Raw genomic sequence first — 15,809 nt, forward strand, 5'->3', positions numbered from 1 at the left:
CACGCACAAGTGTTTATTTAATGTTAAAAAATTGTGAAGTACACTGTTTCTGTTAAGAGACAGTAATGTGCTTTATGTGAATGATTGTATAGAACCCGATTTATAGAAAGGGTTATCAGCCCCTTGACGACTATCTGGAGCAATTAAAGGAAGCAGTAAAGAACGTTAGATACCCGGCTGACTTTAATTTATGTGATATAAGGTTTTCATGTGGCAATTGCACGTTTAAATGGCTTCTAAAAAAGGATATTCAATTATGCAATAAACCACTTAAACCGGCGTATAATAAACAGTACTTCACTAAATATAGAGGCACCATTTTACAGGCTAAAATAGTGCCTCTATAACCAAGCTATTCCTGATGGTGTTTGTAATAATAGTCTTCAGCACTTGCTGACTAACTGAGCCAGTTCGGGTGATTTAAATTGTGTATTGTGCTAAGTTGCACATGCCGGTAACAAATAGCTACTTTTATTTTATGAATATTTATCTTATTAGCGGAGCTGGCAGCGGCATTGGTCGGGCTATGGCACAAAATCTGGCTGCAGCCGGTAATCAGTGCATCTTACTGGGCCGTAATGCCGCAACCCTTCAGCAAACTCTCAAAACCTTGGCAGGTGACAACCATAAAGTATTAACAGCCGATGTGCGTGACATAGTAAGCCTGGAAAGCGCAGTTAATCAATTAGGCAACTTAACTTTTAACGGGCTGTTGGCAAATGCAGGCATAGGCGGCGAGAATTACTGGGGCGAAGCCGACAGGTGGAATGATATCATTAGCACCAATTTAACCGGCACCTACAACTTTGTAAATGCCTTTTTGCCTCTGCTGCATAAGGCTGAAGGTACTAAGCACATCATTATCACATCGTCGGTGCTGGCCCGTTTAGGGGTAGCCAACTACTCGGCTTACTGTGCGTCAAAAGCGGGTTTGCTGGGCCTGATGCGCTCGTGGGCGGTACAGTTTGCACCTGAGAAAATCTTGGTGAATGCCATATGCCCGGGTTGGGTGGATACCGAAATGTCACAGGAGGGCTTGCAGGGAATTGCCGATGGTATAGGCATCACTAAAGATGAGTTTTACGATATAGCCATGCAAAGCGTGCCGCTAAGGCGCATGAGCCAGCCCGAAGAAGTAGCCGCGTTGGTAGCCTATTTGTTAAGTCAGCAATCTATAACTGGCCAAACGCTGGATATTAACGGTGGTGCAGTAATGAACAGTTAACTACCGGTAAGGTGCTGTGACGGCTATAGGCTCGCTTTCATTTTTCATGCGGTCTATAGCCGTTACGATGTACACATAGTTTTTGCCCCGCTCGGCTGTGTTATCCTCGGCCGAGAGCATGGGGTTGTATTGTATATGAAGAATGTGCTTAGTGTCAGACAGGTCAATCTTTTCGCCCTGGTAAAAGCGATAGATCACGTAACCATAAACCAGTTCTTTATCACGTGCCAGTAAGGGTACTTGCCAGTGCAATATCAGTCCGCGCTCGGTGCGGCCTACAGCCAGCTGGCGGGGTGCGTTAGGGGGTACAGAATCGCGCCAAAGCATTAAGGGTGGCAATGCAGGGGTAGCGTAATAATGATTACGTAAAGAGTCGTTTAAACCGCCATAGTTGCGCCTTAAAGACACCGAACTGAAATACACGCTACCTTGTATGCGGGCATTATTTCGTATATACCGTATCTGTGCTGGTATCTGGTCGGGGTTTTTAAAGCCCGAATTACGGGGTTCGTTAATACGGTAAGCTGCCTGCCCAATGTAGAGGTGGCGGTTGTAAGTATTGTCGCTCCACCAACTGGTTAACTTTTCAAACGCAGCTGCCCGGTTGCCAAAATGCCAGTAAACCTGTGGATTAATATAATCCAGCCAGCCTTCCTTAACCCATTTGCGGCTGTCGGCAAATTGCTCAAAGTAAGATGATCCGCCATTGGTTTCTGAACCATCAGGGTCTTGATTTTTGTTCTTCCATATGCCAAACGGGCTAATGCCAAACTTAACGTAAGGCTTGTATTTGTGTATGCTGTCGGCCAGTGCATGTATAAGGGTATCTACATTGTTGCGGCGCCAGTCGCGTATATCGGTAAAACGATTGCTGCCGTACTGCTCGTAAGTGGCCTGGTCGTTTATGCGCTGCCCGGCAATAGGGTAGGGGTAAAAATAATCGTCCATATGTATGCCGTCTACATCGTAGTTTTTTACTACGTCCAGTATTACCTGTATAATATACTCGCGTACATCGGGCAACCCAGGATTGAATAGTTTGCGGCCACCGTAAGAAAAAAACCAGTCGGGGTGTAAACGGATAGGGTGCTGCGGGCTTAGTGCCGATGTATTGGCATCCATAGTAGCCCGGTAAGGGTTAAACCAGGCATGCAGTTCCATATTGCGTTTATGTGCCTCGTTCACGGCAAACTCCAGTGGGTCATAAAATGGTTCGGGTGCTACACCTTGCCTGCCCGTAAGCCAGCGTGACCAAGGCTCGCGACCTTTGGCATAAAAAGCATCGGCGGCTGGGCGCACCTGCAGCATAATGGCATTCATGCCTGCTTGCTGATGGTTATCAAAGATATTTATCAGTTCGTTTTTTTGCCGTTCGCTGGAAAGGCGGGGCGCGCTAGGCCAGTCAATATTAGTTACGGTTGCTACCCAAACACCCCTGAATTCGCGCTTGGGCGTAGGGTTATGTTGCTGTATAGTATCGGTTTGTGCTAATAATTGTAAGCAGGTAAGCAAGGCGGCTATCGTAAGCACTAATCTTTGTTTCATATACAGCAAAACACTCATTTTAAGGGTAGCAAAGATACATAACTAACAATAAGGTCTTTTGGTTCACAGGTTTATTTAACGGCAGATTTTGTGTTTTATGGTTATTGTCTTTATTTTTAGCGCACAAGTTTATAAGGCTTGTAGGTGTGCGGTGTGCTTTAACTGTTTGATTTGTAGTAGTTAAAGGTGGATTTTGCTCTTAAGTAGCGGTTAAAATAGCTGTGGAGTAATTCAACAATTATTTGCTTAGAGTTAAAAGGTTAGCGCTTAACACAAAAATGTTTTAGGTTATATTATCAGTTTTTAAAGTAACCAGCGTTATTATTTATTTAAATGGGTACCATAACCAAATAAATCTAATTGAACATAAATGGAAAACAAATCTGAACAAACCTCCAAAAAGAATTCGAACGTCATATATTTTCTGATTGTAGTGGTTGTTGCTTTACTCGGCACGGATGTTTACCTGTACTTGCAGAAAAAGAAAGATGTTGCCCGTGTGGTTACGCAAAGCGATGATGAGAAGCATCGTTTGCAAACGGAACTGGATAGCTTGGAAGCACAGATCGAAGAAGTAAACACAGGCAAAGCCAAATTATCGGCCGAGTTACAGGCACGTAATGATTCATTGCAGGCTAAAATTGTGGTTTTAAGAAGAGCTTTAGCTAAAGGGCAGTTATCAGTTGCTGAGTTAAGGACAGCTCAGGAAGATATCAAACAACTGCGCTATTTTGTAACTAAGTACACTGCAGATATCGAGGAGCTCAAACAACAAAATGCATCGTTAGCTACTGAGCGTGATACATTAAAGAGCCAGGTAGCTACTGTATCGCAAAAAGCTACTACGCTCGAACAACAAAACCAGGAACTGAGCACCAAGGTTAAAGTGGCATCAGCACTTAAATTGGGCGGGGCGCAGGTTACTGCTTATAAAGTTAAAGGCAGTGGTAAAGAAGTGGATGTAAACAGGGCTGGTCCGGCTAAAAAAATAAAAGTAAACTTTAATATTGCCGGTAACCCGGTAGCCGAAAAAGGCTTACATGATATTTTTATGCGTGTTATTGACCCGGCAGGCAACCTGATTGTAATGACAGACAGCGGCGTGTTTACGGCTGATGGTCAGGAACTGCAGTTTACCTATAAAACCGCTATCGATTTTAAGGATGACGGCACTACTTACACGCTCGATTGGGTGAACCCTGAAAAGTTTGTTAAAGGTACTTACACAGTGTTTCTGTATTCGGATGGTTACACTATGGGCAAAACTGAGTTTTATTTGAAATAGAAAATAAAGTTTATAACAAACAAAAACCCCGGTTGCTATACAGCCGGGGTTTTTGTTTTTAGCCAATTGCTGATTTTTAATCTCGTATGTATATCGTTACATTAACGCTATACAGATTAAATAGTCAATCATTACGTTTGTCTTATATATTGAATTGAATAGCCCTGATGAAAAAACTAAGCTTTATAATTGCGTTATTGATTACTGCCCATTCCTTTGCGCAAACCAAGCAAACGGTTACTAAATCCGCAGTTAATTACGAGATCAAAAACCTGGGTATAAAAACTACCGGTAAGCTGGGCGGTTTGCAGGCCGATATTATATTTGATAAAGCCAACTTAGCCACCAGCACTATCGAAGCAACGATTGATGTCAATACCATCGACTCGGATAATGCCATGCGCGATAACCACCTCAAGGCCGAAGATTACTTTGATGTAGAGCATTATCCTAAGATTGTAATGAAGTCTACCGCCTTTAAACATAGAGGGGGTAACAACTTTGTCGGAAACTTTAATATGACCATAAAAGGCAAAACAAAACCTGTAGAAGTGCCATTTACCTATATAGAAAGTGCCAACGCGGGGCTGTTTAAAGGCAGCTTTAAAATTAACCGACACGATTTTGGCGTGGGCGGTAAAAGCATGGTGCTGGCCGACGAGGCCACTGTTGATCTCGTAGTAGAGACCAGCAAATAACAAAGTTTTATGGGTAGTTGTATTAGTTCAATCGGAACTGCGAATCCGGCTAACAAGGTTGCGCAGCACTATTCTTATGAGTTTATGGTTGATGTGTTTGGCTTGCCCGAAGAGCAGGCCGCGCGTCTTAAAGCTATTTACGATCATTCGGGCATCCAATACCGCTATTCGGTAGTTGATGATTTTGGCGCAGACAGGGCCGATTACACCTTTTTTGAGCCTACGCCCGATCTTGAACCTTTTGTAACTACCAATAAACGGCTGTTATACTACCAGGAAAAAGCCATTCATATTGCGCTGAAAGCCGCACAGAATTGCCTGAGCGACTATGAAGGCATAACCAGCCAGATTACTAACCTGATTACGGTTAGCTGTACCGGTATGTATGCCCCCGGAATCGATATTGATCTGGTTGAAAAATTGGGCCTTCCTCATTCTACCGAGCGAACTTGCATTAATTTTATGGGTTGCTATGGTGCAATTAATGCGCTTAAGCTGGCCGATTATATTTGCCGGGCTAACCCGCAGGCAAAGGTGCTTATTGTAAGTGTGGAGCTGTGTTCGCTGCATTTTCAAAAGGTGAACACTATTAATAATTGGGTAGCCAACTCCCTTTTTGCCGACGGCGCTGGCGCTGTACTGGTCGAAAACACAGCCACCAAGATAAACGCTAAGCCAGCGTTGGAACTGCTGGGCTTTTATGCTGAAATTATACCGGATAGCCAAAACGAAATGGGTTGGCTTATTGGAAATACCGGTTTTGAGATGACACTTACCACCAAGGTGCCTAAAGAAATACTAAAAAATATAAAAGGCCTTGCCGGGCGTTTGCTCGGCAAGGCAGGCTTGTGTTTTGAGCAGGTGGGTAAGTTTGCTATTCATCCGGGTGGCCGTAAAATATTGGAGGCTATTGAACAAGGCCTGGAAATACCCCGTGATGCTAACGCATACGCTTATGAGGTGCTAAATAATTACGGCAACATGTCATCAGCAACCATTTTGTTTGTACTGCAAAGGCTAATGCAGGATGATGAAGCTGTTGGTCATAACGTGCTGAGTTTTGGTTTTGGCCCGGGGTTAACTGTTGAAGGCATGGTGCTTAAACTTCACTAAACCATGGCCGATGTGATTATTGCAGGTGGCGGATTAGCCGGGCTGTTTAACGCTTTGATGCTAAACCGGGCCGGCTTGCAGGTTACCTTAATTGAAAAAAAGCAATATCCCTTTCACCGCGTATGCGGAGAGTATATCTCCAACGAAATACTGCCGCTTTTGGAGCACCTGGGAATTAATGTTCATAGTCTTGGTGCATCACGAATTAACCGTTTAGAGGTCACTGCCACATCAGGCGCAAAACTCAAACAGCAATTAGACCTGGGAGGCTTCGGCATAAGCCGTTATTTGTTAGATAACTATTTGTATGAGATGTGTGCTGCTGAAGGCGTTAAGTTCTTACTCGGAACCCGTATTAACGATATCAGGTTTATGCAAAATCTTTTCGAGGTTGAATTGCCGGATAGTGTCTTGCATTCGCCATTGGTGATTGGTGCTTTTGGTAAACGGTCGAGCCTTGATAACAAGCTTAACAGGTCTTTTTTTCATCGGCGCAGCCCTTATGTAGGCATTAAGCAGCATGCGCGTATTGATTTCCCTACCGATTTGATACAGCTTAACAGCTTCAGGAACGGCTACTGTGGCGTATCCAAAATAGAGGGTGATCGTTACTGTGTTTGCTCATTAGCACATAGGGATGATTTGCGCAGGCTGGGCAGTTTGGAAGCCTTGCAAGAAAAGGTTATTAACCAAAACCCCTATCAAAAAGCAATTTTTAATAATGCCGAATGGCTGATGGATAAGCCTGAAGTGATCAACGAAATATCTTTTGAAAAAAAACAACCTGTTGAAAAGCACATACTCATGAGTGGCGATACAGCCGGTATGATTGCCCCTCTGTGCGGTAACGGAATGACTATGGCTATCCATTCTGCAAAAATATTAAGCAATATTATTATTCAGCATTATAAGGGCGAGCCGGCTTTTAGCTTGCAGCAGAGGGCAGTACTGGAGCAAGCATACACCTTAAGTTGGAACCAGCATTTTGCCCGGCGGTTGTGGGTAGGCAGGCAGCTGCAAAGCCTGTTTGGTAGTAATATTTTAATGCATGCCGCTATTGAAACCTTAAAGCATTTGCCTGGTGTAACCAACTGGATGGTTAAACAAACCCACGGAAGGAGCATTTATGGTTAACCTGCGCAAACGCATTACCGGCGTTGATGAAATTATGGACGATTTTGCCCTGCCAGCCACAGAGCTCGACCCAGTACTGAAAGGCTTGGGCAATTTAAATGCCTGGTTTGGCGGTCATAAAACGTTAATTAAGGCTTTACAGCAGTTTCCTGTACAGGCAGGGAATCACCTGAGCGATTGGGGATGCGGCGGCGGCGACGCACTAAAAGCTATTGCGGCCTGGGCAAAAAAACAACAGGTACCGTTGCATTTAACCGGTGTGGATGCAGCACCTGCCGCTATTGCCTTTGCCGAAAAGGAAACGGCTGCATACAACAACATAAATTACCTGCAAACAGAGGTGATGAGCAACGAGCTAACAGAAAACCAGTTCGACGTAGTGGTATCGAGCTTGTTTACCCATCATTTTGAAGATGATGCCTGGATAGCCCTTGTTAAAAAGATGCTGAGTTGTGCACGGCGGGGCATTATTATTACCGATTTGCATCGGCACTGGTTATTATATTATTCCTTAAAAGCCATATTTGCCTTCATCATACCCAACCCCATGATGCGGCATGATGGTCCGCTATCGGTTAAAAGAAGTTTTAAAAAGCAAGAGTTGGTGCAACTGCTGGCAAAGGCCGGCATTACGCATTATAAAATTAGCTGGAAGTGGGCTTTCCGCTGGCAGGTAATCATTTATAAAGCCTAACTTTGTTATATGAAACTCAGTGTACTGGTATTCATCAACGCGTTAGCGGTGGCCATCGCCCTGTCGGTAGTTAACTTCTACTTTCAGCATAAGTGGTATGATGTAACCCTAACCTTTGCCATAAGCTTTGTAACCAGTTATATGGTTTTCTATTACCTTATTGAGAAGTACCTGTACTCCAAGATAAAGCTCATTTACAAGCTTATTCATAATCTTAAGTTAGGGCGCGATTTACGTGACGCCTTAGGCGAATCGACCAGTACAGATCCTATTGGCGACGTGGAAAAGGAAGTAAAAGCTTGGGCACGTGAAAAAAAGACAGAAATTGAGCAACTACGCAGTCAGGAAAAATTCAGGCGGGAGTTTCTGTCCAACATATCGCACGAGTTTAAAACCCCGCTGTTTGCTATACAAGGTTACATCGAAGCTATACTGGATGACGAAGTAGAAGACCGGGATATGGCCTTACAGTTTTTAAACAAAGCTCAGCGTAATGTTGACCGGCTGAGTTACTTGATTAAAGACCTGGATGAGATTTCCAAGTTAGAATCTGGCGAAATACCCATCAATTATGCCAAGTTTAAAATTAACGACCTGATTAAGGAGGTGTTTGAGCAGCTGGACTTGAAAGCGAAGCAGCACGACATTAAACTGGTATTTAAACAAAAGTATGACGAGCCCTACTTGGTAACTGCCGACCGTGATAAGATTTGTCAGGTACTCATCAATTTAATAGACAATTCGTTTAAGTATGGCAAGCGTGGCGGCAGTACCTCGGTAAGTCTTTTTGATTTGCACGACCAGATTCTTGTTGAAGTAACGGATGATGGTGCGGGTATAGATGAAAAACACTTAACACGCTTATTTGAACGCTTTTACCGTATTGATAGCAGCCGTTCACGCGAAGTGGGGGGATCGGGCTTAGGCCTGGCTATTGTTAAGCATATCATTGAAGCGCACCAGCAAACTATTAACGTGCGCAGCACGGTGGGGGTGGGATCCACCTTCGGATTTACGCTGCAAAAGGTAAAACAGTCACCTTTTCAGGTAATACCGGTTTTAAAGAGTTAACACTAATTTAACATTGCAAAGTTACCTTTGCCAAAACTATTGAAACGAAGATGTCATTGAACAGCATATTCCAGTATTTTGTCCCAAAGGATAAAAAAGTGTTTTTCCCCCTATTTGAACAGGCCGCTACCAATGTTATAGATATGGCTACTATTTTGGTTGAGGCGGTAAATAGCAAGGATGGTGAACACCGTATTGATCTATTTAAACAGATTGATAAGCTAGAGAACAAAGGTGATGAGCTGACTCACCAGATATACCTGGAACTGGGTAAAAACTTTATTACGCCGTTTGACCGTGAAGATATCCACGCACTGGCTACCGCTATTGATGATGTGGCCGATTATATACAAGGCTCTGCAAACCGTATGATGTTATATAACATTGAGGAGTATACGGAGCCTATCTGCAAATTATCTGACCTGATACTACAGGGCAGTGTTGACCTGGAGAAAGCGGTACGTGAGTTAAAAGATTTAAAGAATGTACGCGCCATAGCCGATTCCTGTATCCGCATCAACAGTGTGGAAAACCAGGCCGATTATGTGTTTGACCGCGCTGTAGCCGATTTGTTTTTATACGAGAAAGACCCACTCAGACTCATCAAATACAAAGAGATTTTAGCTGCGCTTGAAACGGCAACCGATATGTGTGAGGATGCAGCCAATGTAATGGAATCGATATTAGTTAAAAACGCTTAATTGTTTTAACCCTTACTGCATGGTTACCTCTTTACTTGTTGTTGTTGTTTGCCTGGCGCTAATCTTCGACTTTATTAATGGCTTTCATGATGCGGCAAACTCTATTGCTACCGTAGTATCAACCAAAGTATTAACGCCGTTTCAGGCGGTGTTGTGGGCTGCGGCTTTTAACTTTCTAGCCTTCTTTTTAATTAAAGATCATAAAGTAGCCAATACCGTGGCTAAAACCGTTCACGAACAGTTTATTACCATGCATGTAGTTATGGCCGGCCTTATTGCCGCCATAGCTTGGAACTTAGTTACCTGGTGGTTCGGTATCCCGTCAAGTTCATCGCATACGCTAATAGGTGGCTTTGCAGGTGCCGGTATAACTAATGCCATGTTTATGGGGTCAAATCCATTAGCAGCTATCAATACACATTACGTAACTCAAATTATCGCTTATATTGTACTGGCTCCTTTTATAGGCTTAATCATTGCTTATATTATTACCATAATTATTCTGCACCTGTTCAAAAATTCCAGGCCTGCTGTAGCAGAGCGTTGGTTTAAGGCTGTGCAGCTTATATCATCGGCTGCATTAAGTTTCGCACATGGTGGTAATGATGCACAAAAGGTAATGGGTATAATCTACGTTGCTTTAGTTGCTTCAAACGTAATTACCAACGGCCAAACCATGCCCGACTGGATTCCATTAGCGTGTTACACCGCTATTGCTGCAGGTACTATGAGTGGCGGTTGGAAGATTGTTAAAACCATGGGCAGTAAAATTACCAAAGTTACCCCGCTCGAAGGTGTAAGTGCAGAAACTGCTGGTGCTATTACCCTTTTCATGACCGAACGTTTGGGTATTCCGGTTTCAACTACGCATACTATCACCGGTTCTATTATTGGTGTAGGCTTAACCAAAAGGGTATCGGCTGTGCGCTGGGGCGTAACTATCAATTTGCTTTGGGCTTGGGTAATTACTATCCCAATATCTGCTATTGTTGCTGCGGCTATTTTTACAATAATGCATTTCTTATAGCAAGTAAACTTTCGGGCCGTAGCTTTGTCATACCTTTACTTATGAGAAAGATACTAACTTTTGCGCCGTTACTGTTCGTTTTTTCGGTAACCAGCAGCTGCGATACTTTAAATGCGGCAGTAAACAACGCTGGCGGGGGAATATATAACCCGGCTCAAACCGCCACCACCCCAAGCACGCTCGAAATGATAAGCGGCCTTAAACAGGCCCTCGAGGTTGGTACTGATAAAAGCGCCAGCCAGCTATCGGCCGTTAATGGATTTTTCGGCAATGCAGCTATTAAACTGCTTTTTCCTCCTGAGGCACAAAAGGCCGAAAATACACTACGTAAGCTGGGCTTTAACAAGCTTTGCGATGATGTGGTACTGTCGCTTAACCGTGCGGCTGAGGATGCTGCAGGCAAGGCCAAGCCTATTTTTGTGTCGGCTATTAAACAAATGACCATACAGGATGTAACCAATATATTGCTGGGTGGCAGTAAAGATGCCGCAACACAATATTTTAAGCGCGTTACTACCAGCCAGCTAACGGCCGAGTTTCAGCCGGTTATTCACAATAGCTTATCTAAGGTAGGTGCCACCCGTTATTATAGTCAGCTGGCCACAACTTATAACAAGATTCCATTAACCTTTAATAAGCTTAATCCTGATTTGGATAGCTATGTCACTCAAAAGGCCATCGACGGTTTGTTCTATCGTATAGCCTTAGAAGAACTGAGTATACGCACTAACTTATCAGCCCGCACCACGCCATTGTTGCAAAAGGTATTTGGCTATGTGCAAAGGAAGACAAGCTAATTGAGATTTAAAGTAGATATAAAAAAGGCCTTCATTTTAACGAATGAAGGCCTTTTTATTAAGGGTATGCTAGCGTAGCCCGTGTCGGGTCGGTAGGTTTTTATCTTTTATACTTCTTGTAATTAGTAATTCATCGCTAAGCTGCTAAACTGTGCTACTTGTTGATTTAAGAAATTAACCCATGCTGTTTGTTGTTTGCGATTTTGCATGTGCTGGGTGTCATCGTCATAATCTTCGTTCATCTGGCGGTATTTGTCGTCAATACGTTTAAAGATAGCATTGGCCTGGCGTTGATAATCGCCTGTATAGCGGTTTTGCGTTAACTCCCTTATCATTTCCTGTTGCATAAGGTAGGCAATTTGATAATGGCCCTGTTCGTGCCGTAAAACCTCGGCCATCATATCGGGCGTTGTAATCATTCGGCGGTTAATCCACGAGCGGTCGCGGTTGAGGCTCAACTTCACATCAAAAGTAAGGTGGTAATTGCTACGGTAATTGCGCACATCATAGTTCATGGTTACGTTGCAGCTGGTGTGTGCTACATAAAAACCGCTTCCTGTTGGCACCATGCCTGTAAAATCACTGGGGGTTAATTGCCGGTAAGGCTGCGCCATTGCCATACTGCAACCTAGCAGTAAAAGCATTAAGGCACCCATCCATCGCACATATCGTTGCTTCATTAATCAGGAGTATTTTTTTGATTTTGACTCCTTTTACGAAGAAGGGTTTAGCAGGGTTGTGGAATTTAGTATTGATGATATTCTTTCCATTAAAACAAATCGTAAATGTTAGGCAACCCAACATTTATTATAAATTATTAACCATCGGTTACCATCACGTTTAAAAATGTAGGTATGCCCCTGTCCATTTTCATCAACTGCTAATAACGCAAACCTTTTGTCGGAAGAAAATACCGGCTTCCATATGATGTAGTAGTTCTTTTCTTCTTCAGGTTTCTTCCTTATAGCAGCCATTACTTTTAACTCAGCTCTCTTAAGCTGCTTTTCGTTAGCGCCTGAGCTAACAGGTACTGCAACAATATGTTTTTTCCAAAGGCTGTCTATAGTTGATGCTTTTGTAGCTATTGGGACATATTTCAATATTATGTTCTGAAACGGATAGAAGGGCAAACTCTTTTCATCTACATATCTTGCATAAGGGAGTGGATAGTCGTTCCATTTAAATGCAGCCGTGTCTTTTTGAAGGTTTAATTTTAAATCCTGTATAGGCACTTCTTGTGGAGCGTTTGTTAGTTCAAAATCTATGTCAGCAAAATGTGCTTTGTTTTTGATAAGGCTCTTAGCTTCGTTTTGTATGTAGTAATAACGATAAGAGGTATTAATAATTTGCTTGTAGGTTTGCGTAATGAAGTTAGCGGTAGTTGTGTCTGAAGCATAGCACATATTTGCCGCTACTAACAAAACTGTAACCACTAAACCTTTTCTCATCGCACCCTACTTTTTCGCATCTACATTCAAACTATGCATTGCCATCATTTCTTTCATGGTGCGCTGCATGTTATCGGCCGAGCCATCCAGGAAGATAACGTTACCGTCAGAATTTTCAGAAAAATGCTTGATAGCTTCGGTCCACATGGTGAACAGGATTACCGAGGTGTCCATATTGGCCTGGTGCATTTCTTTGGCAGCTACGCTCATACCTTTAGCCACCTCCTCGCGGAACAGCGCTACACCCTGGCCACGCAATTGCGATGCCTGGCGTTCGGCTTCGGCGGCAATCTTAATAGCATTACCCTCGGCCTCTGCAGCTTTGGTTTTGGTAATCAGTAAAGCCTGGCCTTCATTTTCAGCAGCGGCTTTCAGGTTGTTAGAGGCCACTACCTGGCTCATCGATTTCATGATCACCTCATCAAACGTAATATCGTTTAACTGTAGGTCTTGCAGGTGGTAGCCCCAACCTTCCAGTATATTATCAATCTGTTCCTTTACATGCTCTACAATCTCTCTGCGTAGTATAAGTACATCGCTTTGGCGCTTGGTAGCCACATAGGCACGTATAGAACCTTCTACGGTGCGTACCAGGGCTTGCATCAGATTGCGCTCGTCAACAAATTTAAATGCTACAGCTTTGATAGCTTCTTCGCTCTGGTCAAAAACCGAGTACAGAATCATGGCCTTAAAATAAACATTGGCCTGATCGACCGTTACGGCCTGAAATTCCAGTTCTACCGAGCGGTTTTGAATGGAGATACGGGCATATAAAACCTCAATTAAAGGTATTTTAAAGTTTAGCCCCGGCAGTAGTATACGGCGGTATTTGCCAAAAATGGTTACCACGCCAACAGTGCCTTGCTTAATGGTTACAAATGATGTGAACGCAATAACTAATAAAATAAATACAATAATCCAAACGGCAATCATAAAATGGTGTTATAAGTCAATAAATATAATCGAATAACCATAAGTATCACTCAATCAAACAAAATAATTACTATGAATTTAAAACGTACGTTTGGCGCTATACTTACCGTGTTAGGTATAGCCGGATTAATTTATACCGGTATCCAGGTAATCAATCATTCGGGTAATGTTACTACATCTGTTGTAGTAGGCATTATTTCGATCTTATTCTTTTTTTCGGGCATAGGCCTGGTAAAAAATACCAAAGATACCGACTAAACAAAAAAGCTCCCGCTTTTAGGGCGGGAGCTTTATAATGTATATATATTAATTATTCTGAGGGGCGTCTGCTAATAACCGGCCGCCTTTATAATAGTAGCGGGTCCAGTAAGGGTCGGCAAGATAACTGATCATTACACCTTTGCTTGATGAAGCGTGGGCAAATTTGCCATTGCCAATATAAACACCAACATGTGTAATAGCGCGGCTGTGAATTTTAAAGAAAATCAAATCTCCTTCTTTTAAATCCTCTTTACCAACCGGGTTTACCATGCTGAAGATGTTACGGCTATTGTTGCCAATAGCGGTGTTAAACACCTTAGTATACAGTTGGTAAGCAAAACCTGAGCAATCAATACCGCGTTTGGTATCACCACCTAAATGGTAAGGGGTGCCAATCCAGTCGTATACAAATTGAAAAAGTTTTACGTTAGATGTAGCAGACATCGCTACGCCCATGATTTGAGAAAAGTAATCCTTTGCTAAACTCTTATCTTCCTCGGTCTCTGTCTCTCCTTGATTTGGAACACTTTTTGTTTGTGCTTGTGCACTCAAAATACTCAAAAACAGGGCAATAGCTAGGAACAATTTCTTCATCTAATCAACAGTTTTTGGGGTTATCTTAGTTACTTGTTTATTAAAATGGACACTGGTGTCTATTGTTGAATACAAAGCTATATAAAATTTTCAATTAACCAAATACTGAAAAATATTTTTTTAAGAATTAATAATGCCTAACCCATGATTAAGTTAGCACAGTATGGGGTGGGTGTAAAGTAAAATATTTTTAACAAATGCGTTCCAAAATCGATTTTTTTCAAGGATATAATTAGATTTGCGCATCCCAAAAACAGAAATTGATTCTTTAATAAATGAGTTCAATCGAAATAACTAAAGACACCTACCTGATGTGGTATGAGCTTATGCTCCTGATGCGTAAGTTTGAAGAAAAGACAGGACAATTATACGGACAGCAAAAAATCAGAGGATTTTGTCATTTATATATTGGACAAGAAGCTGTTTTGGCTGGAGCTGTATCGGCTTTACGTCATGAGGACAGTATGATTACTACTTACCGTGATCACGCACATGCTTTAGCTAAAGGTACATCACCTGGTGCTATCATGGCCGAAATGTATGGTAAGGCTACAGGTATATCTAAAGGTAAAGGCGGTTCAATGCACATGTTCGACAAAGCCAATCACTTTTATGGTGGGCATGGTATTGTGGGCGGTCAGATTCCGTTGGGTGCCGGTATTGCATTTGCCGAAATGTACAAAGGAACCGAGTTTGTTAACGTTTGCTACATGGGTGATGGCGCTGTACGCCAGGGTGCCTTGGGCGAAACCTTCAACATGGCTGCCCTTTGGAAATTGCCGGTTATTTTTGTTTGTGAAAACAATGGTTATGCCATGGGTACATCAGTAGCCCGTTCTACCGCCGATGTTGATATTTATAAATTAGGTTTGCCTTACGGTATCCCTTCATCAGCTGTTGATGGTATGGACCCGGTTGCTGTACATAACGCAATGGACGAGGCTGCACAACGTGCACGTGCCGGCGAAGGACCAACCTTCCTGGAGATGCGTACTTACCGTTACAAAGGTCACTCCATGTCCGATCCGCAAAAGTATCGTACTAAAGAAGAGGTAGAAAGCTATAAAGCTAAAGACCCTATTGAGATAGTAAAACAAGCTATTGAGAAAAACGGCTACGCCGACGAAAAATGGTTTGAAGAGATTGCTGCTAAAATAAAAGCACAGGTTGACGAAGCTGTACAGTTTGCCGAAGAGTCGCCATGGCCTGAGGCTTCTGAACTGTACACCGATGTATACGTTCAAAGTGACTATCCGTACATCCGCGACTAACTTATTATAAAC

General features: G+C 42.8%; 17 protein-coding genes. 12 read left to right on the forward strand and 5 right to left on the reverse strand.

The window, feature by feature from the left end:
* Positions 1-478 precede the first annotated feature (478 nt).
* Positions 479-1,225, forward strand: a complete 747-nt coding sequence (locus tag ABDD94_RS02185; protein ID WP_345954497.1) for an SDR family NAD(P)-dependent oxidoreductase — start codon at positions 479-481, stop codon at positions 1,223-1,225.
* On the opposite strand, the gene ABDD94_RS02190 is transcribed toward ABDD94_RS02185, so the two are convergent.
* Positions 1,226-2,770 carry a family 10 glycosylhydrolase gene (locus ABDD94_RS02190; RefSeq protein WP_345954498.1) on the reverse strand — a complete coding sequence of 515 codons (1,545 nt, stop codon included), beginning with the start codon at positions 2,768-2,770 and terminating at the stop codon, positions 1,226-1,228.
* Positions 2,771-3,140: 370 nt separating this feature from the next.
* Here ABDD94_RS02190 and ABDD94_RS02195 point away from each other — a divergent pair, with 370 nt between their 5' ends.
* The 9 genes from ABDD94_RS02195 to ABDD94_RS02235 all read left to right on the forward strand — a co-directional run bounded on the left by ABDD94_RS02195 (position 3,141) and on the right by ABDD94_RS02235 (position 11,290).
* Entirely contained in the window at positions 3,141-4,055 is a 915-nt protein-coding gene (locus tag ABDD94_RS02195; protein WP_345949448.1) for a hypothetical protein, read from the forward strand.
* Positions 4,056-4,222: 167 nt separating this feature from the next.
* On the forward strand, positions 4,223-4,753 hold the full coding sequence (locus ABDD94_RS02200) for a YceI family protein (protein WP_345954499.1): 531 nt from the start codon (positions 4,223-4,225) through the stop codon (positions 4,751-4,753).
* A 9-nt stretch (positions 4,754-4,762) separates the two neighbouring features.
* Positions 4,763-5,866, forward strand: coding sequence for a type III polyketide synthase (locus ABDD94_RS02205; RefSeq protein WP_345954500.1), 1,104 nt, complete (start codon positions 4,763-4,765; stop codon positions 5,864-5,866).
* Between the two features lie 3 nt (positions 5,867-5,869).
* Positions 5,870-7,000: an NAD(P)/FAD-dependent oxidoreductase gene (locus ABDD94_RS02210; RefSeq protein WP_345954501.1), complete on the forward strand. Its 1,131-nt coding sequence runs from the start codon at positions 5,870-5,872 to the stop codon at positions 6,998-7,000.
* Positions 6,993-7,694: a methyltransferase domain-containing protein gene (locus ABDD94_RS02215; protein WP_345954502.1), complete on the forward strand. Its 702-nt coding sequence runs from the start codon at positions 6,993-6,995 to the stop codon at positions 7,692-7,694. The genes ABDD94_RS02210 and ABDD94_RS02215 overlap by 8 nt, the downstream gene beginning before the upstream one ends.
* A 9-nt stretch (positions 7,695-7,703) precedes the next feature.
* On the forward strand, positions 7,704-8,765 hold the full coding sequence (locus ABDD94_RS02220; RefSeq protein WP_345949443.1) for an ATP-binding protein: 1,062 nt from the start codon (positions 7,704-7,706) through the stop codon (positions 8,763-8,765).
* 50 nt (positions 8,766-8,815) lie between these two features.
* Complete coding sequence (locus ABDD94_RS02225) at positions 8,816-9,466, forward strand: DUF47 family protein (protein WP_345949442.1); 651 nt, start codon at positions 8,816-8,818, stop codon at positions 9,464-9,466.
* A 19-nt stretch (positions 9,467-9,485) separates the two neighbouring features.
* Positions 9,486-10,493: an inorganic phosphate transporter gene (locus ABDD94_RS02230; RefSeq protein ID WP_345949441.1), complete on the forward strand. Its 1,008-nt coding sequence runs from the start codon at positions 9,486-9,488 to the stop codon at positions 10,491-10,493.
* A gap of 41 nt (positions 10,494-10,534) precedes the next feature.
* Positions 10,535-11,290, forward strand: coding sequence for a DUF4197 domain-containing protein (locus ABDD94_RS02235; RefSeq protein ID WP_345949440.1), 756 nt, complete (start codon positions 10,535-10,537; stop codon positions 11,288-11,290).
* A 122-nt stretch (positions 11,291-11,412) separates the two neighbouring features.
* On the opposite strand, the gene ABDD94_RS02240 is transcribed toward ABDD94_RS02235, so the two are convergent.
* The 3 genes from ABDD94_RS02240 to ABDD94_RS02250 all read right to left on the reverse strand — a co-directional run bounded on the left by ABDD94_RS02240 (position 11,413) and on the right by ABDD94_RS02250 (position 13,671).
* Positions 11,413-11,970, reverse strand: coding sequence for a DUF922 domain-containing protein (locus tag ABDD94_RS02240; protein WP_345954503.1), 558 nt, complete (start codon positions 11,968-11,970; stop codon positions 11,413-11,415).
* A 108-nt stretch (positions 11,971-12,078) separates the two neighbouring features.
* Positions 12,079-12,738, reverse strand: coding sequence for a hypothetical protein (locus ABDD94_RS02245; RefSeq protein WP_345954504.1), 660 nt, complete (start codon positions 12,736-12,738; stop codon positions 12,079-12,081).
* Between the two features lie 6 nt (positions 12,739-12,744).
* Entirely contained in the window at positions 12,745-13,671 is a 927-nt protein-coding gene (locus tag ABDD94_RS02250) for an SPFH domain-containing protein (RefSeq protein WP_345954505.1), read from the reverse strand.
* Between the two features lie 72 nt (positions 13,672-13,743).
* Here ABDD94_RS02250 and ABDD94_RS02255 point away from each other — a divergent pair, with 72 nt between their 5' ends.
* A complete protein-coding gene (locus tag ABDD94_RS02255) occupies positions 13,744-13,929 on the forward strand; it encodes a hypothetical protein (RefSeq protein ID WP_345949437.1) in 186 nt (61 codons plus the stop codon).
* A 48-nt stretch (positions 13,930-13,977) separates the two neighbouring features.
* On the opposite strand, the gene ABDD94_RS02260 is transcribed toward ABDD94_RS02255, so the two are convergent.
* Positions 13,978-14,526 carry an NlpC/P60 family protein gene (locus ABDD94_RS02260; protein ID WP_345949436.1) on the reverse strand — a complete coding sequence of 183 codons (549 nt, stop codon included), beginning with the start codon at positions 14,524-14,526 and terminating at the stop codon, positions 13,978-13,980.
* Positions 14,527-14,801: 275 nt separating this feature from the next.
* On the opposite strand from ABDD94_RS02260, the gene pdhA reads away from it, so the two are divergent.
* The gene (pdhA, locus tag ABDD94_RS02265) at positions 14,802-15,797 is read left to right on the forward strand and encodes a pyruvate dehydrogenase (acetyl-transferring) E1 component subunit alpha (RefSeq protein WP_345949435.1); all 996 of its coding nucleotides are present in this window, start codon (positions 14,802-14,804) and stop codon (positions 15,795-15,797) included.
* Positions 15,798-15,809 lie beyond the last annotated feature (12 nt).

This window comes from Mucilaginibacter sp. PAMB04168 (assembly GCF_039634365.2).
GTDB lineage: Bacteria > Bacteroidota > Bacteroidia > Sphingobacteriales > Sphingobacteriaceae > Mucilaginibacter.